Source organism: Janthinobacterium sp. BJB301, from assembly GCF_002735685.1.
Lineage (GTDB): Bacteria > Pseudomonadota > Gammaproteobacteria > Burkholderiales > Burkholderiaceae_D > Janthinobacterium > Janthinobacterium lividum.
On the sequence record NZ_PDZJ01000005.1, the window covers coordinates 277,709 to 302,280 of the forward strand.

Here is a 24,572-nt window from a genome sequence, read left to right on the forward strand (position 1 = left end):
TCCTTGTAGACGCAGTCAGTGGAAGGGGACATGCAACCGGCAGGCAATGCCGATATGCAGAACGTAACTAACTATATGACATTTATCAACAAAATTTGCAATCGAGTGTGTCTTTTTGTTACTGGCCGGCGCCAGGAACCTGCCGGCTGCCCCGGGCAGCCATCTTGCGGCGGCAGCCCCCCTGTTTTTTGCTATGCTAGCGACTTTCCACCGGCCGATGCCGCTGCCTTGGCCGGCGCACCCTCAATACGGAGTAGTTATGGTCTCGTTGCAAGAGCAGTTTTTAAAGGCCGGCCTGGTCGACAAGAAGAAGGTCAAGCTGGCCAACCAGGACAAGAGCAAGCAAAAAAAGGACGAGCGCAAGAGCGGCACGCAAAGCGTCGACGAAGTGCGCCTGGCCGCGCTCGAGACCCAGCGCAAGAACGCGGAACGCGCGCGCGAACTGAACGCCCAGCGCGACGCGGCAGCCAACCAGAAGGCCATCGTGGCGCAGATCGCGCAAATGGTGCAAAAGAACCGCCAGAGCAAGGGCAACAACGGCGACGTGCCGTATAACTTCACGTTCAACAACAAGATCGAGCGCATCTACGTGACGGCTGCCGTGCAGGCCCACCTGGTGGCGGGCCGCCTGGTCATCATCTGCCTGGGCGGCGCCGTGGAACTGGTGCCGCGCATCATCGCCGACAAGATTGCAGAACGCGACCCCGCCATCGTCGTGCGCGTCAAACAGGCCAGCACGGAAGTGGACGAGGACGATCCGTATGCGGCGTTCCAGATTCCCGATGATTTGATGTGGTAAGAACGACGGGGCTGGCCGCAGCCGGCAGCCTTGCTCGATTCAATAAAAACGCCAACCCGAAGGTTGGCGTTTTTATTGGCGCGGCAAATTCTGTTACCCGGCGCAAGCAAGGCACGGGGAGATGCAAGGCTAGGCCGGTATCTGGACAGTTGCCATTACTGCGCTGCGGGCGCGCTTCTCTCATTCGTGGCTTGCCTGGCAGCAGGCAGGCCAAATGACGCTGGTAATCGCCCCAGGATTTCGCCAGTGATGCCGGAGTAAAAAACGATGCCCAAGATATTCCCAGTAAGAAATACTCTATCTGTCGTAGTCACGTCGATTTGTTGTGGTGTTGAATCGGACGACTTGTAGTCGTAGGCAATGTAAGGCGATGCCAGCTGCATCACGATCATCGCCTTCAAGACCGGCAATTCTTTTGCCGCGACGGCATTTTCCAGCGTAAACTGGAATGCAGGTTTTATGTATTGGGTGTAGCCCCGGTCAATATCCAGGAATGGGATGCGATTGACGGCAACGCCCATCGTGGATGTGTACGTTTCTTCAATGGGATAGTAGCCTCGATAGTAGCCGCGATAGGTGCTGCGTCCTTTATAACGGCCTTTCGAGTTCAATTTGGAGCTCAAGTCAAATTGGTCCAGTCCTTTATAGGAAGGCTTGTTGATGTCATAGTCAGGCGCGCCGATGCCATTCAAGTCTCGTGTGCGGGGAAAGACATACAGCTTCACTTTTCCCGTATCCGCATTGAAATCGTACCCAATGCCAACGGAATATGCTCCGTCTTTTTTGACGGAAACAACAAAGGCCAGTGCATCATTCAAGCTCGAATCCGCCACCACTTTTTCGTTCAGCGCTGCCGCCATTCTGCGCTTGTAGTCAGCCGTCGATTCAAACTCCCCCTTTTTCTCGCGCACAAATTTTTTGACTGCCTCGATGACCGCGCCCAGCGGCAAGCCTGGATACGCCGGATCGAGGCGGTCGCTGTCGAGCATCTCCATGGAAAATTTCTCCCCCTCCACCTTTCGTTCCCATGGCCTGTGGAGGACGGCACTCTTCTGTTCCTGAGGCGTTGCGCTAGATGGGCTTTTCACTTGCTCTGCCACTTGCGTGGCCTGTGCCGTGCCCATGCCGGCAAGTGCGCTGGTGGCAGCCAGCAAGAACCATTTTTTCATTTTCATCATCCTTGATGCCGGTGTTAATGTTTATTTAATTTTAACATGTTTCCCGCGGGGAATATCTGCCGGTATCGGGGTACTGGCGTCTCGCGTCAGGCCGCCGGGCCATGCGCTGGAGGGGAAATACCGTATCGGATGAGGGGAGGATGCCGGCATGCGGCCGGAAGAGGGGGATGCTGCGGTGAATTGGCGCAGTCCACAAACAAAAACGCCACCCGAAGGTGGCGTTTTTGAATGTAAAACGAATTCTTGGTGGCCCGGGGCGGAATCGAACCACCGACACAAGGATTTTCAATCCTCTGCTCTACCGACTGAGCTACCAGGCCAAGGTGGCGAATTATAGCAGACCAAAACGGGAATGCAAGAGCCGGCTGTGACTTTTCCCCGATTTTCTGCATAGGCAACACCTTACTTGCTTGTGGATCAAATATGATTTGATATAAACGGTATTTTTCTCAACAAAGGATGGGCGCATAGTGTGGTCATCGTTACTGACTTGAGAGGATTACCGCATGAACGCCACCACCCATCACACCGCCATCCCTGAAATCGGCCTGGGCACTTTCCGCCTGCAGGGACAGGTCGTCATCGATTCCGTCGCCACGGGCCTGGACGTCGGCTACCGCCATATCGACACGGCGCAAATCTACGGCAATGAAGCCGAAGTGGGCCAGGCCATCGCCGCCAGCCCCGTCCCGCGCGACGAGCTGTTCGTCACGACCAAGATCTGGATCGAGAGCTTGCGGCGCGACAAACTCATTCCCAGCTTGAAAGACAGTCTGCACAAGCTGCAGCTGGAGCAGCTGGATTTAACGCTGATCCACTGGCCGTCGCCGCAGGACGCGATTCCCGTCGCCGAATACATGGCGGCGCTGGCGGAGGCCAAGGCGCAGGGGCTGACCAAGGCCATCGGCGTGTCGAATTTCACCAATGCGCAGCTGCAGCAAGCCATCGATACGGTGGGTGCGGCAGAAATCGCCACGCAGCAGATCGAGATCCATCCGTTCCTGCAAAACCGCAAGGTCATCGATTTTGTGCGCAGCCAGGGCATCCACATCACGGCCTACATGCCGCTCGCCTATGGCAAGGTGATGGCGGACCCCGTGATCGCCGCCATCGCCGCGAAGCACGGCGTGACGCCGGCGCAAGTGGCCCTGAGCTGGTCGCTGCAGCAGGGCTTTGCCGTGATCCCATCGTCGACGAAACGTGCCAACCTGGAAGCGAACCTGCATTTCCAGCGCATCACCCTGTCGCCGGACGAGATGGCGCAGATGGCGACCCTGGAACGGGGCGAACGCCTGGCCAACCCGGACGGCCTGGCGCCGCAGTGGGATTGAGATGGGCGCCATGACAAAGCTGGGGCAGGGCGGTTTCAGTATCGGCCTGGAACTGCCGCTCGATAATGACTGGTCGTCCATGGGGCGCCAGGCGAATGCGGTCTCCGGCTGCGTGCCGGGCGAACCTGACCTGAAACAGCATGCGGCACTGGCGAAGCTGGCCGACCGCCTCGGTTTCAGGGCCCTGTGGCTGCGCGACGTGCCCCTGTACGACCCGTCGTTCGGCGACGCGGCCCAGGTCTTCGAGGTGTTTACCTATCTTGGCTACCTGGCCGGCATCACCGGGAACATCTTGCTGGGCACGGCCGCCGTGGTGCTGCCGCTGCGCGAGCCCGTGCTGACGCTAAAAGCGGCAGCCAGCGTGGACCAGTTGAGCGGCGGACGTTTGCTGCTGGGCGTGGCCAGCGGCGACCGGCCCGTCGAATATCCCGTCTTCGGCCGCGATCTCGAGCAGCGCGGCGCGGCCTTCCGCGAGCAGGTCGCCATGCTGCGCGACTGGGGAGAGACGCGTCTGCCGCCCGGCATCCGTTTGCTGCCCAGGCCAGCCGCGCCCTTGCCCCTGCTGGTGGCGGGGCTGGCGCAGCAGTCGCCCGCGTGGATCGGCGCGCAGATGGATGGCTGGCTCGCCTATCCTGGCACGCCGGACGACCATGCGCGGCGCTCGGCGCAATGGCGCGCCGTGGCCGGAGAGAACAAGCCGTATGTCAGCTTCATACACCTGGACCTGGACGAGGATCCGAACCTGCCGCTGCAGCGCTTCCGCTTCGGTGGACGCACGGGGCGCCATGGCCTGATTGCGGAGCTGCACGCCATGCGCGCGGCCGGCGTGCGGCATATCGGCCTGCAGCTGCGGCAGAACAGCCGCCCGCTGGCCGAGACGATGCAGGAGATCGCGGACCACGTGCTGCCCGTCTTTCATGGCGCCGCTTGATCTGGGGCACGCGTTCTGTACTTCCGGACTATCTGAAAAGGGTGGGGCAAACGCTATAATGGCCGCATGAACAGTCCCACTCCCCCTACCATGCGGCGCTTCATGCATAGCCACAGCGACGTTTGCATCGTCGGCAATGGCGCCATCGCGAAAACCACGGCGCTGGCGTTTGCCCAGGCAGGACAAAGCGTCACCCTGCTATCGCCGGTGAGCCCGCCCGCCCCCGCTTCGGCTGCCAAGCCGGTCGACGCCAGCTGGGACGTGCGCGTGTATGCGCTCAATCATACGGCGCACCAGTTGCTGTCGTCGCTGAAGGTATGGGGTGCTTTGGCGCCCGACAGGGTGGCGCCCGTTGACGCCATGCTGGTCAACGGCGATGGCGCGCAGGCGGGCGGACTCGGTTTCGACGCCTACGGCGCCCATGTGGGCACCCTGGCTTGGATCATCGAAGACCGCAACCTGGGCCAGGCGCTGGACGCCGCCCTCAAGTTCGCGCCGAACGTCAGCGTGCTGCAGGGCCGGGCCAGCCGCCTGGAATGGACGAATGATTCGGCCATCGTGCACCTCGATGGCGGCGACACCATCACCTGTGCGCTGGTGGTGGGCGCGGACGGTGCCCAATCGTGGGTGCGGGGCCAGTGCGACATCGGCCTCGATTACCGCTCGTATGGCCAGCGCGGCGTGGTCAGCAACTTCGCCTGCGAAAAGCCGCACCATGGCGCGGCCCACCAGTGGTTCACGGGCAGCGAAGGCATCGTCGCGCTGCTGCCGCTGCCGGGCGACCGCGTTTCGCTGGTCTGGTCGGCGCCCGATGCGCTGGCCGATACCTTGATGGCCGAATCGGCCGACGCCCTGGCCGCGCGCCTGGCCGCCTATTGCCACGACAAACTGGGCAAGCTCACGCCGCTGCAGCCGGAACTGGTGCGCGCATTTCCCCTGACCCTGATGCGCCCGCACGCCATGGTGGCGCCGCGCGTGGCCCTGGTGGGTGACGCCGCCCACGTGGTGCATCCGATGGCGGGCCACGGCATGAACCTGGGTTTTGCCGATGTGGCGCAGCTGGTCAAGACGATCAGCGAACGCGAAGCGCACCGCGGCATCGGCGACGAACGCGTGCTGGCCCGCTATGCGCGCGCGCGCAAGGAAGACGTGCTGTTGATGCAACTGGCGACCGATGGCCTGGCGCGATTATTTGGCGCCGATCTGGAACCGTTGCGCGTGGTTCGCAATTTGGGATTAAACTTGCTGGATAAATTGCCGGCCCTGAAGCGAAAAATGATTGCGCACGCATTGGGACATCAGTAAGTATCAGCGAATCTTAAGATATCGCCGGATAATGGCAGGTGTGAAAATTCAAGGTCGCCGCAGCTGGTCTGCGGCGATCGTTTTGTCAAAGAGATCATGACGCCGGACCAGAGGCCAGTCCCGCCAGGCGTTTCAAGTGGAGAAGTGATAGTGATAAAAATGAGCAGAATCGCATTGGTACTGGCCTCGGGCCTGATGATGTCGTGCGCCGGCGCGGAAACGCCAACGGAAGCGAACATCAAAAAGCTGATCGAGCCGCGCCTGGGCGAAGGCGCCAAGGTCGATTCGGTCAAGGAAACCCCATACGGCGGCCTGTATGAAGTGCGCACGGGCGGCGACATCCTGTACACGGACAAAGCCGCGCAATACCTGTTCGTCGGCCACGTCTTCGACGCCAAGACGTCGCAAGACCTGACCAAGGTGCGCCTGGACGAAGTCAATCGCATCAAGTTCTCCGACTTGCCGCTCGATTCCGCCATGAAGACCGTCAAGGGCAATGGCAAGCGCGTGATCGCCGTGTTCGAAGATCCGAACTGCGGCTATTGCAAGCGTTTCCGCCAGAATGCGCTGAAGGAAATCGACAACGTCACCGTCTACACCTTCATGTACAACATCCTGTCGCCCGATTCCATCGTCAAGTCGCGCAATGTGTGGTGCGCGCCGGACCGCAACAAGGCATGGGATGACTGGATGTTGAACGGCAAGGCGCCGGCCACGGTGGCCGCCACCTGCGCCAACCCGCATGAAAAAATCCTGGCCCTGGGCCAGCAATTGCGCGTCTCGGGCACGCCAGCCATCTTCTTTGCCGACGGCAGCCGCATTCCGGGCGCGGTCGATGCGAAAACGCTGGAACAGAAATTCTCGACCATTAAGTAATCCGGGCTGTCGCCAGGAAGGCTGGACGGCGCGCCCTCGCAAGGCGCGCTTTTTTTTGCACTTTTTTCCGCTGTCGTATCATCAAGTCTTGTTTGTAGACGCCATAACAATCCAAAAAAGGGGAAGCAGCAGATGATTACCTTGAATATCAACGGACGCGACACGCAGGTCGACGCCGATCCTTCCACGCCCATCCTGTGGGCGCTGCGCGATAACCTGAATATGACGGGCACCAAGTTCGGTTGCGGTGCGGCCCTGTGCGGGGCCTGCACGGTGCACCTCGACGGCCAGCCGATCCGCTCCTGCATCACGCCGATTTCCTCGGTGGGCGCGCAAAAGATCACCACCATCGAAGCGATGGAAAACGACCAGGTGGGCAAGGCCGTGCAGGCGGCATGGGTACGCCACGACGTGCCGCAATGCGGCTACTGTCAAAGCGGCCAGGTGATGAGCGCGACGGCGCTGCTGCGCACCAACAAGGCGCCCAGCGATGCCGACATCGACGGCGCCATGAGCGGCAATATCTGCCGCTGCGGCACCTATCAACGGATCCGCGCAGCCATCAAGGACGCGGCCAAGACCTTGGCCTGAGGAGAGCGACATGCGTATCGAATGGTTGAATCAGGAAGCATTGCAGCATGGCGGGGTGACCCTGGGCGCGGCGCTGGCATCGGCGCCGGTGGCCGTTGCCGATGGCGTGTCGCGGCGCGGTTTCATGAAGGCCGGCGCGGCGGCTGGCGGCGGCTTGATGCTGGGCTTTTTCCTGCCTGGCGCAGGCAAGCTGGCGCAGGCGGCCGATGCCGCGCCCGCCAAGCCCGTGTATGCGCCGAACGCCTTCTTGCACATCGCTCCCGATAATTCGGTGACGGTGCAGGTGAACCGGCTGGAATTCGGCCAGGGCGTGCAAACGAGCTTGCCCATGCTGATCGCCGAGGAACTCGACGCCGATTGGCGCCTGGTGCACGGCGCCCTGGCGCCGGCCGGCGAGCAGTACAAGGATGCGGCCTATGGCATGCAGATGACGGGCGGTTCGGGCAGCATTGCCCACTCGTTTACGCAGTACCGCGAAATCGGCGCCAAGGCGCGCGCCATGCTGGTGGGCGCCGCTGCCGCGCAGTGGAAAGTCAGTCCCGACCAGGTGCGTGCCGCCAAGGGCGTGCTGTATGGCCCTGGCGGACAAAAGGCGACGTATGGCGAGTTTGCCGACGCGGCCATGCGCCAACCCGTGCCCGCCACCGTCAAGCTGAAAGACCCGCGCGAATTTGTCATCATCGGCAAACCCGTGAAACGCCTCGACGCGGCCGCCAAGTCCACGGGAAAACAGCAGTTCGGCATCGATTTCAAGCCGCCCGGCGCGAAAGTGGCCATGGTGGCGCGCCCGCCCGTGTTCGGCGCCAAGGTGGCGAAATTCGACGCCAGCAAGGCGAAAGCCATCAAGGGCGTGCTCGAGGTGCTGGAAGTGAAGACCGACCGTGGCGGCAGCGGCGTGGCCGTCATCGCCGACGGCTACTGGCCCGCCAAGCAGGGACGCGACGCGCTGGTGATCGAGTGGGATACGAGCGCCGTGGAAAAGGTCAGCAGCGACAAGCAGCTGGCCGCCTTCAAGGCGCTGGCGAAAACGCCGGGCACCATCGGCAAGCCTGCCGACATGGGCAAGCTGGCCAAGGCGCCGAAAAAGATCGAAGCCGTGTACGAGTTCCCCTACCTGGCGCACGCGCCGATGGAGCCGCTCAACTGCGTCGTCGACCTGCAAGCGGACAAATGCACGATGTGGGTGGGTTCGCAATTCCAGACCGGCGACCAGGCGGCCATTGCGGCTACTTCCGGCCTGAAACCCGGGCAGGTGACGCTGCACACCATGATGGCTGGCGGCGGCTTTGGCCGGCGCGCCGTGCCCTCGTCCGATTATGTGGTCGAAGCCGTCAACGTGGCCAAGGCATACCGGGCGGCGGGCAAGAGCGGCCCCTTAAAGCTGATGTGGAGCCGCGAGGATGACATCAAGGGCGGCTACTACCGGCCGTCGCATGTGCACCGCGCGCAGATCGGTCTCGACGCCAAAGGGAAAATCCTCGCCTGGGACCACACCATCGTGGGCCAGTCCATCATGGCCGGCACGCCGTTCGAAGCCTTCATGGTGAAAAATGGCGTCGACGGCACCATGGTCGAAGGGATGGGCGAGCCGTACACCCTGCCGATGAAGCTGTCCGTGCACACGGCCAAGGCGAACGTGCCCGTGCTGTGGTGGCGCTCCGTCGGTTCGACGCATACGGCCTTTGTCATGGAAACTCTGATCGACGAGGCGGCGCACGTGGCGAAGATGGATCCCGTCGCCTACCGCAAGCAGCTGATCGACGCCAGGCACACGCGCCACATCGCCGCGCTGGACCTGGCCGTGGCCAAGTCCGGCTATGGCAAGAAGAAGCTGCCGAAAGGGCAGGCCTGGGGCGTGGCCATGCATGAATCGTTCAATTCTGTCGTCGCCTACGTGGTGACGGCTTCCGTGGTGGAAGGCGCGCCCAAGCTGCACCAGGTATGGGCCGGCGTGCATTGCAACCTGGCCGTCAACCCCTTGACGATCGAGGCGCAAGTACAGGGAGCCGCGCTGATGGCGCTGGGCATGACCATCCCCGGTGCGGCCATCACGCTCAAGGATGGCGTGGTGGAGCAGCAGAACTTCGGCGACTACCCGGTACCGCGCATGCAAGACATGCCGGTGATCGAGGTGCACCTGGTGCCATCGGGCGACGCGCCAACGGGCATGGGCGAACCGGGCGTGCCGCCATTGGCGCCCGCCTTCGCCAATGCGCTGTTCGCGCTGACGGGCAAGCGCCTGCGCAAGCTGCCATTCGACCTGGCGGCCGCATGACGGCAGCGGTTTTTTGAGTACGGTCGGCATCTTGCTGGCAGCTGGAAGGGGGCGCAGGTTCGACCCTTCCGGCGTGCAGAACAAATTATTGCAGCCTTTGACGGAAGGCCCGCATGCGGGCTTGCCGGTGGTGGCGGCTGCCGCAAAGTCCATGCTGGCGGCCTTGCCGCGCGTGCTGGCCGTGGTGCGTGCCGACGATACGCAGGTGGCGCGCGTGCTCGGTGCGCTGGGCTGCGAGGTGCGCGTCTGCCATGACGCCGACACGGGCATGGCCGCCTCGCTCACCTGCGCCATCGATTACGTGCGCGGCGCGCCGGGCTGGCTGATCGCCCTGGGCGACATGCCCTGGGTGGAAGCGGCTACAATCGCTGCCTTGTCGCAAGCCATCGGCGATGGCGCGCACATCGCCGTGCCCGTGTTCCAGGGCCGGCGCGGCAATCCTGTCGCCTTCAGCGCTTTTCACTTGCCGCTGCTGCTGGCGCTCGATGGCGACCAGGGCGCGCGCAGCATCGTCAACAGCCATGTCGTATGCGAAGTGACAGTGGACGACAGCGGCATCTTGCGCGATATTGATACACCTGACGATTTGTCGCCGGTGCCTGGCGCACCCGGGCGATTGTAGAACATCCATGCCAGACACGAGGAAAACATGAAGAAAGCACCGATTCAAAAAATCACCGCCAAGGCGGGAGCCAAGGCAAGCGGCAAAGCCACAAGCAAAGCCGTAGCGAAAACCGCAGTGAAAACCACACCAGCCGCTGGCATCATCTACAGCATCGCCGCCGCCGACCTGGCCGGCCACATGTTCAAGGTGACGTTGACAGTCAAGTCGCCGGCCGCCATCGGCCAGGTCTTGTCCTTGCCGGCCTGGATTCCGGGCAGCTACATGATCCGCGAATTTTCGCGCAACATCGTCAGCATCCGTGCCGAGTCCGAGGGCAAGGCCGTGGTGCTGACCAAATTGGACAAGCACTCGTGGCAAGCCGCTCCGTGCAAAGGCCCGTTGACGGTGGAGTACGACGTGTATGCCTGGGACCTGTCCGTGCGCGCCGCCCACCTGGACCAGAATCACGGCTTCTTCAACGGTACCAGCGTGTTCCTGCGCGTGCTGGGCCAGGAGGCCGAGCCGCATGAAGTGCACATCGTGCAGCCGAAGGATGCGGCCTGCAAGTCCTGGAAGGTGGCCACCACCCTGCCGGAACTAAAAGCGAAGCGCTATGGCTTCGGCAGCTACCAGGCGGCCAACTACGATGAGCTGATCGACCACCCGGTGGAGATGGGCGACTTCGTGCTGGCCACCTTTACCGCGCATGGCGTGCCGCACGATATCGTCGTCACGGGCAAGGTGCCGAATCTGGACCTGGACCGTCTGTGCCGCGACCTGAAAGCCATCTGCGAAACGCAGATCGCCTTCTTCGAGCCGAAGACCAAGAAGGCGCCGATGGACCGCTATGTGTTCATGACCATGGCCGTCGGCGACGGTTACGGCGGCCTCGAACACCGCGCCTCGACGGCGCTGATCTGCGCGCGCGCCGACTTGCCGACGACGGCCTCGACCAGTACGGAGATCGGCGACGGCTACCTGAAATTCCTGGGCCTGTGCAGCCATGAGTACTTCCACACCTGGAACGTCAAGCGCATCAAGCCGGCCGCCTTTGCGCCGTACAACCTGCAGGCGGAAAGCTATTCGCCGCTGCTGTGGCTGTTCGAAGGCTTCACCAGCTATTACGATGACCTGATGCTGGTGCGCGCGGGCCTGATCGACGAGGCAGCCTATTTCAAGCTGCTCGGGAAAACCGTCAACAGCGTCTTGCGCGGCAGCGGCCGCACGAAGCAAAGCGTGGCCGATTCCAGTTTCGACGCCTGGGGCAAGTACTACCGCCAGGATGAGAACGCGCCGAATGCCATCGTCAGCTACTACACCAAGGGTTCGCTGATCGCGCTGGCCTTCGACCTGACGATCCGCAGCAAGACGAACGGCGCAAAGTCGCTGGACGACGTGATGCAGGCCTTGTGGCAGCGCTATGGCCGCGATTTCTACAAGGGCAAGGGAGAAGGCAAAGGCCGCGGCGTGACGCCGGCGGAAGTCGAAGCCCTGTTCGATGAGATTGCCGGCACGCGCATGAAGCCGTTCTTCGAGCGCTACATCCGCGGCACGGACGACCTGCCGCTGGCGCGCCTGCTGGCGCCGTTCGGCGTGAAATACAGCGATGCGCGCAAGGCGGAAAAGGCCAGCCTCGACGTCAACCTGGGCCGCGACGGCAACGATGCCAAGCTGGCGCAGGTACACCAGGGCGGCGCCGCCCACGTGGCCGGCCTGTCGGCGGGCGACGTGCTGGTGGCCATCGATGGCTTGCGCGTGACGGGCACCAACCTGGACACCTTGCTGGGCCGCTATGCGGTGGGCGCGAAGGTGGCGGTGCACGCCTTCCGCCGCGACGAGCTGATGACGTTTGCGGTAGTGCTGCAGGGCGACCGCGTGCCAGGTGTCAGCTTGACCCTGCTGCCGGCGCCAAAGAAAGCCGCGGGACCGAAGCGTCCTAGCGCGGCATGATGCAGTTTGTCATGCAGTAGGACAGAAAACCGGCCGTCACTGGCCGGTTTTTTTATTGCAAGTAGCAATTTCTCAAATGCAACTCATCCGCTGAACTGGCGGCTTGCCATCATATTTACCGTAAATGAACTAATTTTTCTTTAACTAAACTAAAATTGCCGAACTGCTTCTTTTAGATCGCGCCAACGTGCAAACCCTCGATCCGCGAACCATCATGCTGATGACGACCCTGATGTGCGGGGCGATGAGCATCGTCATGTTCTCGGTGTATCGCAGTTTCCGGCGCGAGGTGCATGGCCTGGGACATTGGGCGGCCGGTTTGCTGTTGCTGGTGTGCGCGTCCCTGCTGTTCGGCACCCGCGAAGTGCTGCCGCCGGCATTGTCCGTGATCGCGGCCAATGCGGCGCTGGTGGCCGGCATCGGCCTGTCGATGCTGGGCACGGAGACATTCTTTGGCCTGGCACCCAGCCGCCGCGTCTATCTGCTGATACTTGCCCTGGCCATCGCCGGCAATAGCTGGTGGCTGCTGGTGCACCCTGATTTCTCGGCGCGCGTGGCGGTCTTCTCCCTGCTGGTCTTCCTGTTTTACGCCCGCCAGGCGCAGTTGGTGTGGCGCCATGGCGAGCGCCATTTCTCGAGTTTTTTCTTTGGCGCGCTGATGCTGACGCAGGCGATCGTGGTGCTGGCGCGCGGCGTGTCTGCCTTGCTGCATGGTGGCGCCAGCGTGAACCTGACGGTGGCCGGCACGCCGGCCGGCATCTATCTGGCGGTCGCCAATTTCATGGCGCTGCTGCTGACGGTGGGCTTCATGACGGTGGCGACGCGTCGCCTGCAGCAGATACTGGAGCGCCGCTCGACCCACGATCCGCTGACGCAGGTGCTGAACCGGCGCGGCTTTGGCGATGCCTATGCGCGCGAAATGGGCAATCTGCGGCGCCGCCGTTTGCCGCTGACACTGCTCAGCATCGACCTCGATTACTTCAAATCGATCAATGACCGCTACGGTCACGCGGTGGGCGACCAGGTGCTGGCGCATGTGGCCACTGTCATCGGCGGGGCCTTGCGCGAATCGGATTGCGTGGCGCGTTACGGCGGCGAGGAATTCGTCGTGCTGATGCCGGACATGCCGGCGCAAAGTGCGCTGGGCGTGGCCGAACGCATCCGCACCTTGCTGCGTGAGTCCAGTCATGCGGGACTGCCTTCGTGTACGGTCAGCATCGGCGTCGCTTGCCAGGCATCGGTGGCGGAAGGGCTGGAACAGTTGCTGTCGCGCGCCGATGCGGCCCTGTACCTGGCCAAGGAGCGGGGACGCGACCGCATCGAACTCGATACCGCTGCGCTTACTGTGGACCGGACAATGTCCGCAGCTGGAATCGGTACTGGTCGTTGAACAGAAAGGTTTCGGAAAAATCGAAGGTCTGGGCATGGCGGCGCATCAGGTGTGCCGCTGGCGGAAAGAGCGCCTGCACGCGCCGCACGGCGGCCAGGGCCGCGGCCGATGCTTCGCTGTCGCGCGAACGGTGGACATGCACGCTTTTCAGCTCGCCGTCGGGCCCCACGCTCAGGTCGAGCACGACGATGGCCGGCAGCATGGGCGGCAGGCGTCCGCTGAACGTGTATGCAGCGTTGGCCTCCATGATCTGCTGCGCCACCAGTGATTTGTAGGCGTCGATGCTGGCGGCGAGCTGTATCGCGGCGGGCGTGCGAGCGGGCGTAGGTGTGGGCGTGAGCGCCGCTGGCGGGGCCGCAGTCTGGCAAGCCGACAGCAGGCTGGCGGCGGCAAGGACGATTATCGCGTGTCTCATGCCTGCCAGCCTACCATGGTTTAGCTGAACAGGCGTTCCAGCTCCACGCCGGGGTCTGGCGCGCGCATGAACGCTTCGCCCACGAGGAAGCTGTGGATGTGCGCGTCGCGCATGCGTTGCACGTCAGCCGTGCTGTGGATGCCCGATTCCGTGATGATCAATCTGTCTTGCGGGATGCGCGGCAAGAGATTGATGGTCGTGTCGAGCGACGTTTCGAAGGTGCGCAGGTTGCGGTTGTTGATGCCGATCAGCGCGCTCTTGAGTTTCAAGGCCGCCGTCAGCTCTTCGCCGTCGTGGCTTTCGATCAGCACGCCCATGCCCAGTTCGTGGGCGCACGCTTCCATCTCCGCCATCAGGCCATGGTCGAGCGCCGCGACGATCAGGAGGATGCAGTCGGCGCCCATGGCCCGCGCTTCATAGATCTGGTACATGTCGACCATGAAATCCTTGCGCAGAACGGGGATGGCGCAGGCGGCGCGCGCCTGCTGCAGATACTCCTCGGATCCCTGGAAGAACTGTTCGTCCGTCAGCACGGACAGGCAAGCCGCGCCATGCGCCGCATAGCTGGCGGCGATATCAGACGGACGGAAGTCGGCGCGGATCACGCCTTTCGACGGCGACGCTTTTTTCACTTCGGCGATGATGCCGGGCTTGCCGGCGGCGATGTGCTGGCGCAGGCTCGCTTCAAAGCCGCGCAGGCCGGCGCGCAGTGCGCTGTCGCTTTCCACGTCGCCGCGCAGGCTGGCCAGGCTGCGGCGGGCTTTGGCCTTGGCCACTTCATCGGCCTTCACGGCCAGGATTTTATCGAGTATGTCGGACATGATGGTCGCTATTCTATAAAGGAGGGCGGTGTGGCTTACGCTTGCGCCGGGGTGCCCAGCTGCTGCGTGACCTGCACGAATTGATCGAGTTTTGCCAGCGCCGCGCCCGAGCTGACGGCGGCGCGCGCGCGCGCCAGGCCGTCTTCGATCGAGCTGGCCACGCCGGCCGCGTACAGCGCCGTGCCCGCGTTCAGGGCGACGATGTCGGCAGCGGCACCGGGCTCGCCGCGCAGCGCTTCCATCATCTTGGCCTTCGATTCGGCGGCATCGGCCACTTTCAGGTTGCGGCTGGCGATCATCGACATGCCGAAGTCTTCGGGATGGATTTCATATTCGCGGATTTCGCCGTTGACCAGTTCGCCGACGAGGGTAGAGGCACCGAGCGAGACTTCATCCATATTGTCGCGGCCATACACGACGATGGCGTGCTGTGCGCCCAGGCGCTGCAGCACGCGCACCTGGATGCCGACCAGGTCGGCATGGAACACGCCCATCAGAATGTTCGGCGCGCCGGCCGGATTCGTCAGCGGACCGAGGATATTGAAAATCGTGCGCACGCCCAGCTCCTTGCGCACGGGCGCCGCATGCTTCATGGCCGCATGGTGGTTCGGCGCGTACATGAAGCCGATGCCCGTCTGCGCGATCGACTGGGCGATCTGCTCGGGCTGCAGGTTGATGTTGACGCCCAGGGAGTCCAGCACGTCGGCGCTGCCGGACGAGGACGAAACGCTGCGCCCGCCATGCTTGGCGACGCGCGCGCCGGCCGCCGCCGCCACGAACATAGAGGCGGTGGAAATATTGAAAGTGTGCGCGCCGTCGCCGCCCGTGCCGACGATGTCGAGCAGGTTGGTGGTGTCGGCCATGGGTACCTTGGTGGAAAACTCGCGCATCACTTGCGCGGCGGCGGCGATTTCGCCGATGGTTTCCTTTTTCACGCGTAAACCCATGGTCAGGGCTGCGATCATGGTGGGCGACATTTCGCCGGACATGATCTGGCGGAACAGGTACAGCATTTCGTCGTGAAAGATTTCGCGGTGTTCGATGCAGCGCAGCAGGGCTTCTTGTGGGGTGATCGGCATGATGCTTCCTTCTTCAATGATGGCGCAGGACGACACTGATGGCACGCCGTGGCGTGCGCGGAAAATCAGCGCTCGAGAAAGTTCTTCAGCAGGGCGTGGCCGTGCTCCGAGAGGATCGATTCGGGGTGGAACTGCACGCCCTCGATATCGTATTCCCGGTGGCGCACGCCCATGATTTCGCCGTCGTCCGTCCACGCCGTCACTTCCAGGCAGGAAGGCAGCGAGGCGCGTTCGATCGCCAAAGAGTGGTAGCGGATCACTGTGAAGGGGCTGGGCAAGCCGTTGAAAACGCCCACGCCCGTATGCGCGATGAGGGAAGTCTTGCCATGCATGACTTGCTTGGCGCGGATGACCTTGCCGCCAAATGCTTCGCCGATGGCCTGGTGGCCCAGGCACACGCCCAGTATCGGCTTCTTGCCGGCGAAGTGCTTGAGCACTTCCACCGAAATGCCCGCCTGTGCCGGCGCTTTCGGGCCGGGCGAGATGCAGATGCGGTCCGGGTTCAGCGCCTCGATCTGTGCGATCGTGATTTCATCGTTGCGGTAGACCCGCACGTCTTCGCCCAACTCGCCGAAATACTGCACGATGTTGTAGGTGAAGGAGTCGTAGTTGTCGATCATCAGCAGCATCTTAAAACCCTCCATCCAGGCCATCTTGCACTTGTTCGGCGGCGCGCAGTACGGCGCGCGCCTTGTTCTCGGTTTCCTGCCATTCCATTTCGGGGATGGAGTCGGCCACGATGCCAGCCGCGGCCTGCACATACAGCATGCCGTCCTTGACCACGCCCGTGCGGATGGCGATCGCCACGTCCATTTCGCCGCCAAACGACAGGTAGCCGCAGGCGCCGCCGTAAATGCCGCGCTTGGTGATTTCCAGTTCGTCGATCACTTCCATGGCGCGCACTTTCGGCGCGCCCGTCAGGGTGCCGGCGGGGAAGGTTGCGCGCAGCACGTCCAGGTTCGACAGGCCATCTTTCAGCTTGCCTTCCACGTTCGAGACGATGTGTTGCACATGCGAGTATTTTTCGATGACCATGCGGTCCGTGACGTGCACGCTGCCCGTCTCGGCGATGCGGCCGATGTCGTTGCGCGCCAGGTCGATCAGCATCACGTGCTCGGCGATCTCCTTCGGATCGGCCAGCAGCTCGGCCGACAGTTCGGCGTCGCGCTCTGGCGTGGCGCCGCGTGGACGGGTGCCGGCAATCGGACGCAAGGTGACTTTCTTGCCGCCGTCCGCCGTCTTCTCGTTGCGCACCAGGATTTCGGGCGAGGCGCCGATGATCTGCATGTCGCCGAAATTATAGAAGTACATATACGGCGACGGATTGAGCGAACGCAAGGCGCGGTACAGTGTCAGCGGCGAATCGACATACGGCTTGCGGATGCGCTGGCCGATCTGTACCTGCATCAGGTCGCCCGCCATCACGTATTCATGCGCCTTGGCGACGGCCTTCAGGTAGTCTTCCTTGGAAAAATCGCGGATGGTTTCCGTGCGCACGGAAGCGCTGGTGACGGGGGCATCGACACCGCGGCGCAGCATCATGCGCAAGTCCTTCAGGCGCTGCTGCGCTTTCGAAAACGATTCGGGCTGCGAGGTGTCGGCGTAGACGATCAGGTAGAGCTTGCCGGACAGGTTATCGATGACGGCCAGTTCTTCCGTCACCATCAGCTGGATGTCGGGCAGCTTCAAGTCATCTTTCGGCGCGCCGCCGGCCAGTTTTTTCTCGATGTGGCGCACGGTGTCGTAGCCGAAGTAGCCGGCCAGGCCGCCGCAGAAGCGCGGCATGCCGGGGCGCAGGGCTACCTTGAAGCGCGACTGGAACTGTTCGATGAAGTCGAGCGGATTGCCTTCGTGTTCTTCGATCACTGTGCCGTTCTTGACGATTTCGGTGCGCTTGCCGTAGCTGCGCAACACGGTCGTGGCGGGCAAGCCGATGAAGGAGTAGCGGCCGAAGCGTTCGCCGCCGACGACGGATTCGAGCAGGAAGGTGTTCTTGCCGCCTTGTTGGGACTGTGCCAGTTTCAGGTACAGGGTGAGCGGGGTTTCCAGGTCGGCGAACGCTTCCGCGATCAGGGGGATGCGGTTGTAGCCTTGCTGGGCCAGCGATTTGAATTCGAGTTCGGTCATGTTTCTCTCCATGCCGTCAGGGTATGAGTGTGCATAGTGCACAAACCCTGCGGTGGGTTATCAAAAAACTTGCCGGGACATGCAATATGCGCAAAATGCGCAAAGGACGCGTGTGCAGCCGGCAGCAATCGTAACGGCTCGGCCCTTAGGCCTGCCAGGATTGCCAGCGTCGCCAAAGCCAGGCCTCAATCGAGCCGGTTTGGGTGACATTGTGTTTTTTGATGAGAAACGTGTTCACGATATGGTGTTGGGTTTGGTCAGTATGCTGGTTAATTTTGCATGCTAATAAAACGGGCTGCTTCGAGCAGTGTCTTTACTATACCATCGGAATCGGTATCGTGTATAGAGTGTCCGTGATTGTAGCCATACGGTACCGTCAGTACGGGGCAAGCCGCAGCCCTGGCCGCTTGTGCGTCATTCGAGGAGTCGCCGATGGCCACCACTTTGGAGGGCGGCAAGTCGAAGTCCGCGCACACTTGCAGCAGCGGCATGGGGTGCGGTTTTTTCTGCGGCAGCGAATCGCCGCCGTAGACGATCTCGAAATACTGGTCCAGGTTTTTCAGTTTCAGCAGGGGCAGAGCGAAGGCGATGGGCTTGTTGGTGACGCAGGCCAGGCGCAAGCCCGCCGCCTTCATCGCCGCCAGTCCCTCTTCCACGTCCGGGTACAGGGTGCTGAACTGGCCGTTGATGGCCAGGTAGTGGCGCTGGTAACCGTCCATCGCCTGCTCGAAACGCTGTTCCACGCCGGCCGCATCGAAGTCGAGCGCCAGCACGGTGCGGATCAGGTTTTCCGAGCCTTTGCCCACCATCAGTTCGATGGCGTCGGCGCTGATGGGCGCCAGGTCCAGTTCGGCGCGCATGCCGTTGATGGCAACATGAAAATCGGGCACGGTGTCGAGCATCGTGCCATCGAGGTCGATGATGGCGGCGCGCACGCCGGCCAGTACGTGGTCTTTCACCGTGCCCGCTTGCATCAGGCGCCCGCTACTTTGGCCAGCTCGGCGCGCATGGCGTCGATGACGGCCTTGTAGTCCGGCTTGCCGAAGATGGCCGAGCCGGCGACGAAGGTGTCGGCACCGGCGGCAGCGGCAGCGGCGATGTTGTCGATCTTGATGCCGCCATCGACTTCCAGCATGATGTCACGGCCCGACTCGTCGATCATGCGGCGCGCTTCGGCGATCTTCTTCAGCGCTTGCGGAATGAAGGACTGGCCGCCGAAGCCCGGGTTGACGGACATGATGAGGATGATGTCGATCTTGTCCATCACGTGTTCCAGGTAGTGCAGCGGCGTGCCCGGGTTGAATACCAGGCCCGATTTGCAGCCATTGTCGCGGATCAGCTGCAGCGAACGGTCGACGTGATCCGACGCTTCCGGGTGAAAGGTGATGATGTTCGCGCCAGCCTTGGCGAAATCCGGGATAATGCGATCGACAGGCTTGACCATCAGATGCACATCGATGGGTACTTGCACGTGCGGGCGGATCGCTTCGCACACCAGCGGGCCGATGGTCAGGTTCGGCACGTAATGGTTATCCATCACGTCGAAGTGGATGATGTCGGCGCCGGCGGTAACGACGTTGCGCACTTCCTCGCCCAGGCGGGCAAAGTCGGCGGACAGGATGCTGGGAGCGATACGGAATGTTGTCATGGTGAAGTAGCCAAAGGATAGAAAATGCGATTTGCGCTATTTTACGCCTGACGCCGCTACCGTGCCTCATTGAAGTACGGTGAAATACAGAATACGCATCGCGCGATGGCCAATGCGGCGCGCGCGACACTCAATATGACTGGCAATGTCTGAATAGGAATGACGATGGCGACTTATGAATTTACGGTAACGGTCAAGACGCAATACCTGCCCGATCAATCGGCACCGGACCAGGGGCGGCACGTGTTCAGCTACACGATCCGCGTCGTCAACACGGGCACGGCTGGCGCGCAACTGATTTCGCGCCACTGGGTCATCACGGATGCGAACAACAAGGTGGAAGAGGTGCGCGGTCTGGGCGCCGTCGGTCACCAGCCGCTGCTGCAGCCGGGCGAGCAGTTCGAATACACGAGCGGCACCATGCTGGGCACGCCGCAAGGCTCGATGCACGGCGAATACTTTTGCGTGGCCGAAGACGGCCATCAGTTCGAAGCGCCGATCCCCGAGTTCGTGCTGTCGGTGCCGCGCACCCTGCATTAAGGAAACGCCGGGGGCGTGCGCCCCTATTTCAGTTTTTCGGTGGCGTCCTGTTCTTCACTGAGCTGCTTGCGCGCCGGCGGTGCGGGCTTTTTGCCCGAATACATGGTCCACCAGACTATAAATGCCAGCAAGAAGAACGCCACCAGCGCCTCTATCATCAAGATCCACATACGCATCCCTATGTTATTTACCCGCAGCCCATTTACCAGCCGTCTGTTTACACGCGGTAGTCTACCCGTTTCAATCGGCGCCGTCGCGCTTGTCTTGTCCGCCTGCACCACGCCGCCCGTCGCGCCGCCCGCTGCTTCCAGCGGCAAGGCGCCCGCCATTGCGCCGACCGTCGTCAGGCCGGTGCCGGCCAAGCCTGCCGATGCCAAGGATGCCACGGATGTGGCGGCGCCCACCTTCGTGCCCGCCAAGTTTGCCGCCTTGCCAGGTTGGGCCCGCGACGACATGCGCGCCGCCTGGCCCGCCTTCATGGCTTCGTGCGGCGTGCTGGTCAAGCGTCCTGACTGGAAAGAATCGTGCACGATTGCGCGCCAGGTGAATGCCGACAGCGACAAGGCCATCCGCCTGTTTTTCGAGACCTTCTTTGTGCCCAATCAAGTCGTCACCGCCGATGGCGCCAATACTGGACTGGTGACCGGTTATTACGAGCCATTGCTGCACGGCGCGCGCAAGCGCGGCGGTCCATATCAGACACCGCTGTACAAGGTGCCTGACGACCTGGTCTCGGTGGACTTGTCCGGCGTGTATCCGGAATTGAAAAACATGCGCTTGCGTGGCAAGCTGGTCGGCAAGAAGGTGATACCGTACGCAACCCGCGCCGACATCGAGCGCGCCACCTCCGTCACGGGCAAGGAATTGCTGTGGGTGGATGATGAAGTTGAGGCGTTCTTCCTGCAAGTGCAGGGTTCCGGGCGCGTGCAGTTGACCGATACGCAGGAAACCGTGCGCGTGGCGTACGCGGATCAAAACGGCCATCCGTACAAATCGATCGGCCGCTACCTGGTCGACAAGGGCGAGCTGACCTTGAGCCAGGCATCCGCGCAAGGCATCAAGGCGTGGATCGCCGGCCATCCCACGCGCAAGGATGAATTGTTCAACGCTAATCCCAGCTATGTGTTCTTCAAGGAGGAGCGTCTGCCCGACCCGAAAGTGGGGCCGAAGGGCGCGCTGGGCGTGCCGCTGACGCCGCAGCGCTCGGTAGCCATCGATTCGCGCTTCCTGCCGCTGGGCGCGCCCGTGTTTTTGTCCACCACGCAAGCCAATAGCGAGATTCCCATGCAGCGCCTGGTGATGGCGCAGGATACGGGCGGCGCCATTCGCGGGCCGATCCGTGTCGATTATTTCTTTGGCTTTGGCGCGGAAGCGGCCGAGAATGCGGGCCGCATGAAGCAGAGCGGCGCCGTGTGGGTGTTGTTGCCGAAACAGGCGCCGGCGCGCTAGAGGAGGTGCGCGGCGCCGGGGGGTGATGGTCTGGCGTCAGCTTAGCGCAGAACCATCACTGGCAAGTGCGTGTGGGCCAGCACTTTTTGCGTTTCGCTGCCCACGAACAGCTTGTTCAAGCCCTTGCGGCCATGCGAGGCCATCAGGATGATGTCGCAATGATAGGTCTGCGCCGCATTGACGATTTCATCGTGCGGGCTCGGTGACACGGCCACCACGCCTTCGAAGGGTACACCGGCGGTGCGGGCCGCTGCGCCGATCTTGTCGATGGCGCGTTGCGACGCTTCCTGCATCTGCTGTTCATACAGGCTGGCGTCGAGCACGATGCCGCCGTCGGCCATCGGCGAAAACGGAAAGGGCTGCACCACGCTGATGGCGACCAGCTTGGCTTTGTTCAATTGGGCGAAGGCGAGGGCGGTCTCGGCGGCCTTGTCGGACAACGGCGAGCCGTCGGTGGGAAATAAGATGGTGTTAAACATAGCGTGCTCCTCAAGTGATGTAAGACAGCTTATGGATTTATATCAATTAAAACCTTGATGTAAATCAAACCTCACAGGCTTTGGCGTGAATAGTGTCGCCAAGGCAATCTTTTAGCAGTGTATGCCCATTCATGGCGTCAGGTGCGCACGCTACGCAGCGGCGTGCCCCACACCATGGCTGCTGTCAACAGGATGCTGCCGGCCGCGATGCAGGCAAGGCCATTGCGCACGCCAAAGTGTTCCGCGATCCAGCCGGCGGCCAGCGCGCCCAGCGGCGCCGTCGCCACCGTCAGGAAGCGCATGGTCGACGTCATGCGGCCCAGCATGGGGTCGGGCGTGACCTTCTGGCGCAGGCCCAGATAGGGAATAAAGAACAGCATCACGCCGCAATCGAAAAAGAACATCAATATGGCATACGCCACGGCGCTGGCGGCCGCGCTGCCGAACAGCGCGGCGGGAATCGTTGGCGTCAGGGCAAAGCAGAGCGAGGTCGATGCCAGGCCGATCAGGATGGTGCGGCCGGCGCCGTAGCGCTTCGTCAATGGCTTGACGATGAAGGCGCTGAGCAGCACGCCGGCGCCGCCCAGCATCTGCGTCATGCCCAGCACGCCAGGACTCATGCCCAGGTCGCGCGTGGCGAACAGCACCGTCAAGGCCATGCTGGCGTAGAACAGGAAGTGCCAGATGCCGGCGCCCCAGGCCAGCGCGCGCAGCAGCGGTTCGCGCCAGACGAACAGCAAGCCGTCGGCGATGTCGCGCAAGGCGTGCTTGTCGGATGGGGCGGGGCGCGGGTCGCGCACGCTCATGGCACGCAAATTGAAGACGGAAATCAGATAGCCGCAAGCCGTGCACAGGATGGCGACGGGCGCTGACAAGACTTGCACCAGCACGCCGGCCAGGCCGGGGCCGATCAGGCGCGAAGCCGATTCGGTGGCGGCAAATTTCGATTGCGCATCGATCAAGCCGTCGCGGCCCACCAGGAAAGTCAGAAACACCTGTTCGGCACCGCCACCGACGACGAAGCCCGTGCCGATGATGAACCCCACTATATATAACCACGGCATGGACAGCACGCCGCACCAGTAAGCCACGGCCACGCTGGCCAGGGCCAGGCCGGACATGCTTTCGCTGAACAGCATGATCGGGTGCTTGCTGCGCCGGTCCAGCAGCACGCCGACGGGCAAGCCGAAGAGGGCGAACGGCAGCGCCTGCAGGGCAACCAGCACGCCCATCTGTTCCGGCGTCGCATGCAATAACAGTACCGCGCACAAGGGCAGGGCCAGCGAGGTGATCTGGGCGCCGAAGCAATTGAGGCCGTTGCTGAACCACAGGCGGCGGAAATTGACGCTGGCGGCGCTGCCGTCGCCGCGCAGGTAATGGGCGCAGTACTGGAAGAGGGCGGAGAAAATATCTTGCTCGATATGAAAATGATCAGGCTCACAATAATAGCAGCGCGCCTGCCGCGCCGCTGCCGTTAGCCGCTACAATCGTTGCACCGTGTTCATCCAGAGGAGACTATATGCAATACGAAGACTTGATCATCGATATCCAGGACAAAGTGGCGGTCATCCGCCTGAATCGCCCGAAGGCATTGAATGCCTTGAACGACAACATGATGAATGAGCTGGGCGACGCCTTGCTGAAGTTCGACGCCGACGAGAATATCGGCTGCATCGTGCTCACGGGTAGCGAAAAAGCGTTTGCCGCCGGCGCCGACATCGCCGCCATGGCCGATTACACCTATCCGGACACTTTTACCCAGGGCTACATCAGCCGCAACTGGGAACATATCTTGCGCGTGCGCAAACCTGTGGTGGGCGCGGTGGCTGGTTATGCGCTCGGTGGCGGCTGCGAACTGGCCATGATGTGCGACTTCCTGATCGCTGCCGACAGCGCCAAATTCGGCCAGCCGGAAATCAAGGTCGGCGTCACGCCGGGCGCGGGCGGCACCCAGCGTCTGCCGCGCGCCATCGGCAAGGCCAAGGCCATGGACCTGTTTCTGACGGCGCGCACCATTGACGCTGCCGAGGCGGAACGCATCGGCCTCGTATCGCGCGTGGTGCCGGCCGATAAATTGCTGGAAGAAACCCTGGCTGCCGCCAAGACCATTGCCGCCATGCCGACCTCGGTTGCCATGATGATCAAGGATTGCGTCAACCGCGCCTTTGAAACTACCTTGACGGATGGCGTCGCCTACGAGCGTCGTTTGTTCCAGGCCGCCTTCGGTACGCCTGCGCAAAAAGAAGGCATGCACGCTTTCCTGGAAAAGCGCTTGCCAAACTTCGACGGTCTTTGATATGATTCGCCTCCCCGATGAGACGCACTGGTTTGCGGCACAAAAGGGACGGCCTTCCGGGGCTGTGTAGTAAAAAAGAAGGTTGACGAAATGCTGCAAACGCTTCATACTCTTCCTTCTTCGCAGCTGACAAACACAACGCTTTGTCGATAGCGCGAAAGCAGTAGCCGAATACAGTTCTTTAACAATTAACAGTCGATAAGTGTGGGCATTTGATGTAAGTGCAGCGTCAATCTTCGGATTGGCGTCAAACTTAAAATATATCAAATGTTCACAAGAAATAATGAAATAGGCGCTACGAAAGTAGTGGCCTGTCAGTTTTTTGAGTGAGCGACCCGTCGCAAGACGGTGCCAATAAAATGGCAAAGTAACAGAGATTAAACTGAAGAGTTTGATCCTGGCTCAGATTGAACGCTGGCGGCATGCCTTACACATGCAAGTCGAACGGCAGCACGGAGCTTGCTCTGGTGGCGAGTGGCGAACGGGTG

Annotated in this window: 24 protein-coding genes, 1 tRNA gene and 1 rRNA gene; 14 read left to right on the forward strand and 12 right to left on the reverse strand. The window is 62.0% G+C overall.

Annotation, left to right across the window (positions count from 1 at the left end):
• Positions 1-259 precede the first annotated feature (259 nt).
• Positions 260-799, forward strand: a complete 540-nt coding sequence (locus CSQ91_RS25320; protein ID WP_034784389.1) for a DUF2058 domain-containing protein — start codon at positions 260-262, stop codon at positions 797-799.
• Positions 800-954: 155 nt separating this feature from the next.
• Here CSQ91_RS25320 and CSQ91_RS25325 read toward each other — a convergent pair whose 3' ends face one another.
• Both CSQ91_RS25325 and CSQ91_RS25330 read right to left on the reverse strand, forming a co-directional pair.
• The gene (locus tag CSQ91_RS25325) at positions 955-1,968 is read right to left on the reverse strand and encodes a hypothetical protein (RefSeq protein ID WP_099389957.1); all 1,014 of its coding nucleotides are present in this window, start codon (positions 1,966-1,968) and stop codon (positions 955-957) included.
• Positions 1,969-2,221: 253 nt separating this feature from the next.
• Positions 2,222-2,297, reverse strand: a tRNA-Phe gene (locus CSQ91_RS25330).
• Positions 2,298-2,483: 186 nt separating this feature from the next.
• On the opposite strand from CSQ91_RS25330, the gene dkgB reads away from it, so the two are divergent.
• From dkgB to CSQ91_RS25375, 9 genes are all read left to right on the forward strand, one after another.
• Positions 2,484-3,308 carry a 2,5-didehydrogluconate reductase DkgB gene (gene dkgB, locus CSQ91_RS25335; protein WP_034785660.1) on the forward strand — a complete coding sequence of 275 codons (825 nt, stop codon included), beginning with the start codon at positions 2,484-2,486 and terminating at the stop codon, positions 3,306-3,308.
• Between the two features lies 1 nt (position 3,309).
• Positions 3,310-4,239, forward strand: coding sequence for a TIGR03571 family LLM class oxidoreductase (locus CSQ91_RS25340; protein WP_099389958.1), 930 nt, complete (start codon positions 3,310-3,312; stop codon positions 4,237-4,239).
• 66 nt (positions 4,240-4,305) lie between these two features.
• Positions 4,306-5,544 (forward strand): FAD-dependent monooxygenase, encoded by a 1,239-nt coding sequence (locus CSQ91_RS25345; protein WP_257217476.1) that lies wholly within the window; start codon positions 4,306-4,308, stop codon positions 5,542-5,544.
• Positions 5,545-5,703: 159 nt separating this feature from the next.
• Complete coding sequence (locus CSQ91_RS25350) at positions 5,704-6,420, forward strand: DsbC family protein (protein ID WP_034785648.1); 717 nt, start codon at positions 5,704-5,706, stop codon at positions 6,418-6,420.
• A 132-nt stretch (positions 6,421-6,552) separates the two neighbouring features.
• Positions 6,553-7,011 (forward strand): (2Fe-2S)-binding protein, encoded by a 459-nt coding sequence (locus CSQ91_RS25355; RefSeq protein ID WP_034753534.1) that lies wholly within the window; start codon positions 6,553-6,555, stop codon positions 7,009-7,011.
• A 10-nt stretch (positions 7,012-7,021) separates the two neighbouring features.
• Positions 7,022-9,286, forward strand: a complete 2,265-nt coding sequence (locus CSQ91_RS25360) for a xanthine dehydrogenase family protein molybdopterin-binding subunit (RefSeq protein ID WP_099389960.1) — start codon at positions 7,022-7,024, stop codon at positions 9,284-9,286.
• A 13-nt stretch (positions 9,287-9,299) separates the two neighbouring features.
• On the forward strand, positions 9,300-9,908 hold the full coding sequence (locus tag CSQ91_RS25365) for a nucleotidyltransferase family protein (RefSeq protein ID WP_099389961.1): 609 nt from the start codon (positions 9,300-9,302) through the stop codon (positions 9,906-9,908).
• A 117-nt stretch (positions 9,909-10,025) separates the two neighbouring features.
• Positions 10,026-11,840 carry a M61 family metallopeptidase gene (locus CSQ91_RS25370; RefSeq protein WP_099389982.1) on the forward strand — a complete coding sequence of 605 codons (1,815 nt, stop codon included), beginning with the start codon at positions 10,026-10,028 and terminating at the stop codon, positions 11,838-11,840.
• A 187-nt stretch (positions 11,841-12,027) separates the two neighbouring features.
• The gene (locus tag CSQ91_RS25375; RefSeq protein WP_257217477.1) at positions 12,028-13,230 is read left to right on the forward strand and encodes a GGDEF domain-containing protein; all 1,203 of its coding nucleotides are present in this window, start codon (positions 12,028-12,030) and stop codon (positions 13,228-13,230) included.
• On the opposite strand, the gene CSQ91_RS25380 is transcribed toward CSQ91_RS25375, so the two are convergent.
• The 7 genes from CSQ91_RS25380 to rpe all read right to left on the reverse strand — a co-directional run bounded on the left by CSQ91_RS25380 (position 13,181) and on the right by rpe (position 19,320).
• Complete coding sequence (locus tag CSQ91_RS25380) at positions 13,181-13,645, reverse strand: hypothetical protein (protein WP_099389963.1); 465 nt, start codon at positions 13,643-13,645, stop codon at positions 13,181-13,183. The genes CSQ91_RS25375 and CSQ91_RS25380 overlap by 50 nt on opposite strands.
• 20 nt (positions 13,646-13,665) lie before the next feature.
• Positions 13,666-14,466 carry an indole-3-glycerol phosphate synthase TrpC gene (gene trpC / locus CSQ91_RS25385; RefSeq protein WP_099389964.1) on the reverse strand — a complete coding sequence of 267 codons (801 nt, stop codon included), beginning with the start codon at positions 14,464-14,466 and terminating at the stop codon, positions 13,666-13,668.
• 35 nt (positions 14,467-14,501) lie between these two features.
• Complete coding sequence (gene trpD / locus CSQ91_RS25390) at positions 14,502-15,545, reverse strand: anthranilate phosphoribosyltransferase (RefSeq protein ID WP_099389965.1); 1,044 nt, start codon at positions 15,543-15,545, stop codon at positions 14,502-14,504.
• Between the two features lie 65 nt (positions 15,546-15,610).
• The gene (locus tag CSQ91_RS25395; RefSeq protein WP_034785635.1) at positions 15,611-16,174 is read right to left on the reverse strand and encodes an aminodeoxychorismate/anthranilate synthase component II; all 564 of its coding nucleotides are present in this window, start codon (positions 16,172-16,174) and stop codon (positions 15,611-15,613) included.
• Between the two features lies 1 nt (position 16,175).
• Positions 16,176-17,672: an anthranilate synthase component I gene (gene trpE, locus CSQ91_RS25400; protein ID WP_099389966.1), complete on the reverse strand. Its 1,497-nt coding sequence runs from the start codon at positions 17,670-17,672 to the stop codon at positions 16,176-16,178.
• 269 nt (positions 17,673-17,941) lie between these two features.
• Positions 17,942-18,646, reverse strand: a complete 705-nt coding sequence (locus CSQ91_RS25405) for a phosphoglycolate phosphatase (RefSeq protein ID WP_070254124.1) — start codon at positions 18,644-18,646, stop codon at positions 17,942-17,944.
• Positions 18,646-19,320, reverse strand: a complete 675-nt coding sequence (gene rpe, locus CSQ91_RS25410; RefSeq protein ID WP_086145604.1) for a ribulose-phosphate 3-epimerase — start codon at positions 19,318-19,320, stop codon at positions 18,646-18,648. The genes CSQ91_RS25405 and rpe overlap by 1 nt, the downstream gene beginning before the upstream one ends.
• 165 nt (positions 19,321-19,485) lie before the next feature.
• Between rpe and apaG the strand changes: the two genes are divergently transcribed.
• Positions 19,486-19,860, forward strand: coding sequence for a Co2+/Mg2+ efflux protein ApaG (gene apaG / locus CSQ91_RS25415; protein ID WP_034785627.1), 375 nt, complete (start codon positions 19,486-19,488; stop codon positions 19,858-19,860).
• A gap of 23 nt (positions 19,861-19,883) precedes the next feature.
• Here apaG and CSQ91_RS29040 read toward each other — a convergent pair whose 3' ends face one another.
• Positions 19,884-20,030 carry a hypothetical protein gene (locus CSQ91_RS29040; RefSeq protein ID WP_167468630.1) on the reverse strand — a complete coding sequence of 49 codons (147 nt, stop codon included), beginning with the start codon at positions 20,028-20,030 and terminating at the stop codon, positions 19,884-19,886.
• 94 nt (positions 20,031-20,124) lie between these two features.
• Between CSQ91_RS29040 and mltA the strand changes: the two genes are divergently transcribed.
• Positions 20,125-21,309: a murein transglycosylase A gene (mltA, locus tag CSQ91_RS25420; RefSeq protein ID WP_373630559.1), complete on the forward strand. Its 1,185-nt coding sequence runs from the start codon at positions 20,125-20,127 to the stop codon at positions 21,307-21,309.
• A gap of 41 nt (positions 21,310-21,350) precedes the next feature.
• On the opposite strand, the gene CSQ91_RS25425 is transcribed toward mltA, so the two are convergent.
• Complete coding sequence (locus CSQ91_RS25425; protein ID WP_070254126.1) at positions 21,351-21,788, reverse strand: universal stress protein; 438 nt, start codon at positions 21,786-21,788, stop codon at positions 21,351-21,353.
• A gap of 137 nt (positions 21,789-21,925) precedes the next feature.
• Positions 21,926-23,209 (reverse strand): MFS transporter, encoded by a 1,284-nt coding sequence (locus tag CSQ91_RS25430; RefSeq protein WP_070282852.1) that lies wholly within the window; start codon positions 23,207-23,209, stop codon positions 21,926-21,928.
• Between the two features lie 98 nt (positions 23,210-23,307).
• Between CSQ91_RS25430 and CSQ91_RS25435 the strand changes: the two genes are divergently transcribed.
• A complete protein-coding gene (locus CSQ91_RS25435; protein WP_099389967.1) occupies positions 23,308-24,084 on the forward strand; it encodes an enoyl-CoA hydratase in 777 nt (258 codons plus the stop codon).
• 379 nt (positions 24,085-24,463) lie between these two features.
• Positions 24,464-24,572, forward strand: a 16S ribosomal RNA gene (locus tag CSQ91_RS25440); the annotation flags it as partial.

What these genes read in the sequence shown, in the direction of transcription:
- rpe (WP_086145604.1), bottom strand. Translation starts at nt 19,320, where the DNA reads ATGACAACATTCCGTATCGCTCCCAGCATCCTGTCCGCCGACTTTGCC.
- CSQ91_RS25425 (WP_070254126.1), bottom strand. Translation starts at nt 21,788, where the DNA reads ATGTTTAACACCATCTTATTTCCCACCGACGGCTCGCCGTTGTCCGAC.
- CSQ91_RS25325 (WP_099389957.1), bottom strand. Translation starts at nt 1,968, where the DNA reads ATGAAAAAATGGTTCTTGCTGGCTGCCACCAGCGCACTTGCCGGCATG.
- CSQ91_RS25350 (WP_034785648.1), top strand. Translation starts at nt 5,704, where the DNA reads ATGAGCAGAATCGCATTGGTACTGGCCTCGGGCCTGATGATGTCGTGC.
- CSQ91_RS25395 (WP_034785635.1), bottom strand. Translation starts at nt 16,174, where the DNA reads ATGCTGCTGATGATCGACAACTACGACTCCTTCACCTACAACATCGTG.
- trpD (WP_099389965.1), bottom strand. Translation starts at nt 15,545, where the DNA reads ATGCCGATCACCCCACAAGAAGCCCTGCTGCGCTGCATCGAACACCGC.
- CSQ91_RS25320 (WP_034784389.1), top strand. Translation starts at nt 260, where the DNA reads ATGGTCTCGTTGCAAGAGCAGTTTTTAAAGGCCGGCCTGGTCGACAAG.
- CSQ91_RS29040 (WP_167468630.1), bottom strand. Translation starts at nt 20,030, where the DNA reads ATGTGGATCTTGATGATAGAGGCGCTGGTGGCGTTCTTCTTGCTGGCA.
- trpC (WP_099389964.1), bottom strand. Translation starts at nt 14,466, where the DNA reads ATGTCCGACATACTCGATAAAATCCTGGCCGTGAAGGCCGATGAAGTG.
- CSQ91_RS25355 (WP_034753534.1), top strand. Translation starts at nt 6,553, where the DNA reads ATGATTACCTTGAATATCAACGGACGCGACACGCAGGTCGACGCCGAT.
- apaG (WP_034785627.1), top strand. Translation starts at nt 19,486, where the DNA reads ATGGCGACTTATGAATTTACGGTAACGGTCAAGACGCAATACCTGCCC.
- dkgB (WP_034785660.1), top strand. Translation starts at nt 2,484, where the DNA reads ATGAACGCCACCACCCATCACACCGCCATCCCTGAAATCGGCCTGGGC.
- CSQ91_RS25360 (WP_099389960.1), top strand. Translation starts at nt 7,022, where the DNA reads ATGCGTATCGAATGGTTGAATCAGGAAGCATTGCAGCATGGCGGGGTG.
- CSQ91_RS25435 (WP_099389967.1), top strand. Translation starts at nt 23,308, where the DNA reads ATGCAATACGAAGACTTGATCATCGATATCCAGGACAAAGTGGCGGTC.
- trpE (WP_099389966.1), bottom strand. Translation starts at nt 17,672, where the DNA reads ATGACCGAACTCGAATTCAAATCGCTGGCCCAGCAAGGCTACAACCGC.
- CSQ91_RS25340 (WP_099389958.1), top strand. Translation starts at nt 3,310, where the DNA reads ATGGGCGCCATGACAAAGCTGGGGCAGGGCGGTTTCAGTATCGGCCTG.
- CSQ91_RS25345 (WP_257217476.1), top strand. Translation starts at nt 4,306, where the DNA reads ATGAACAGTCCCACTCCCCCTACCATGCGGCGCTTCATGCATAGCCAC.
- CSQ91_RS25405 (WP_070254124.1), bottom strand. Translation starts at nt 18,646, where the DNA reads ATGCAAGCGGGCACGGTGAAAGACCACGTACTGGCCGGCGTGCGCGCC.
- CSQ91_RS25380 (WP_099389963.1), bottom strand. Translation starts at nt 13,645, where the DNA reads ATGAGACACGCGATAATCGTCCTTGCCGCCGCCAGCCTGCTGTCGGCT.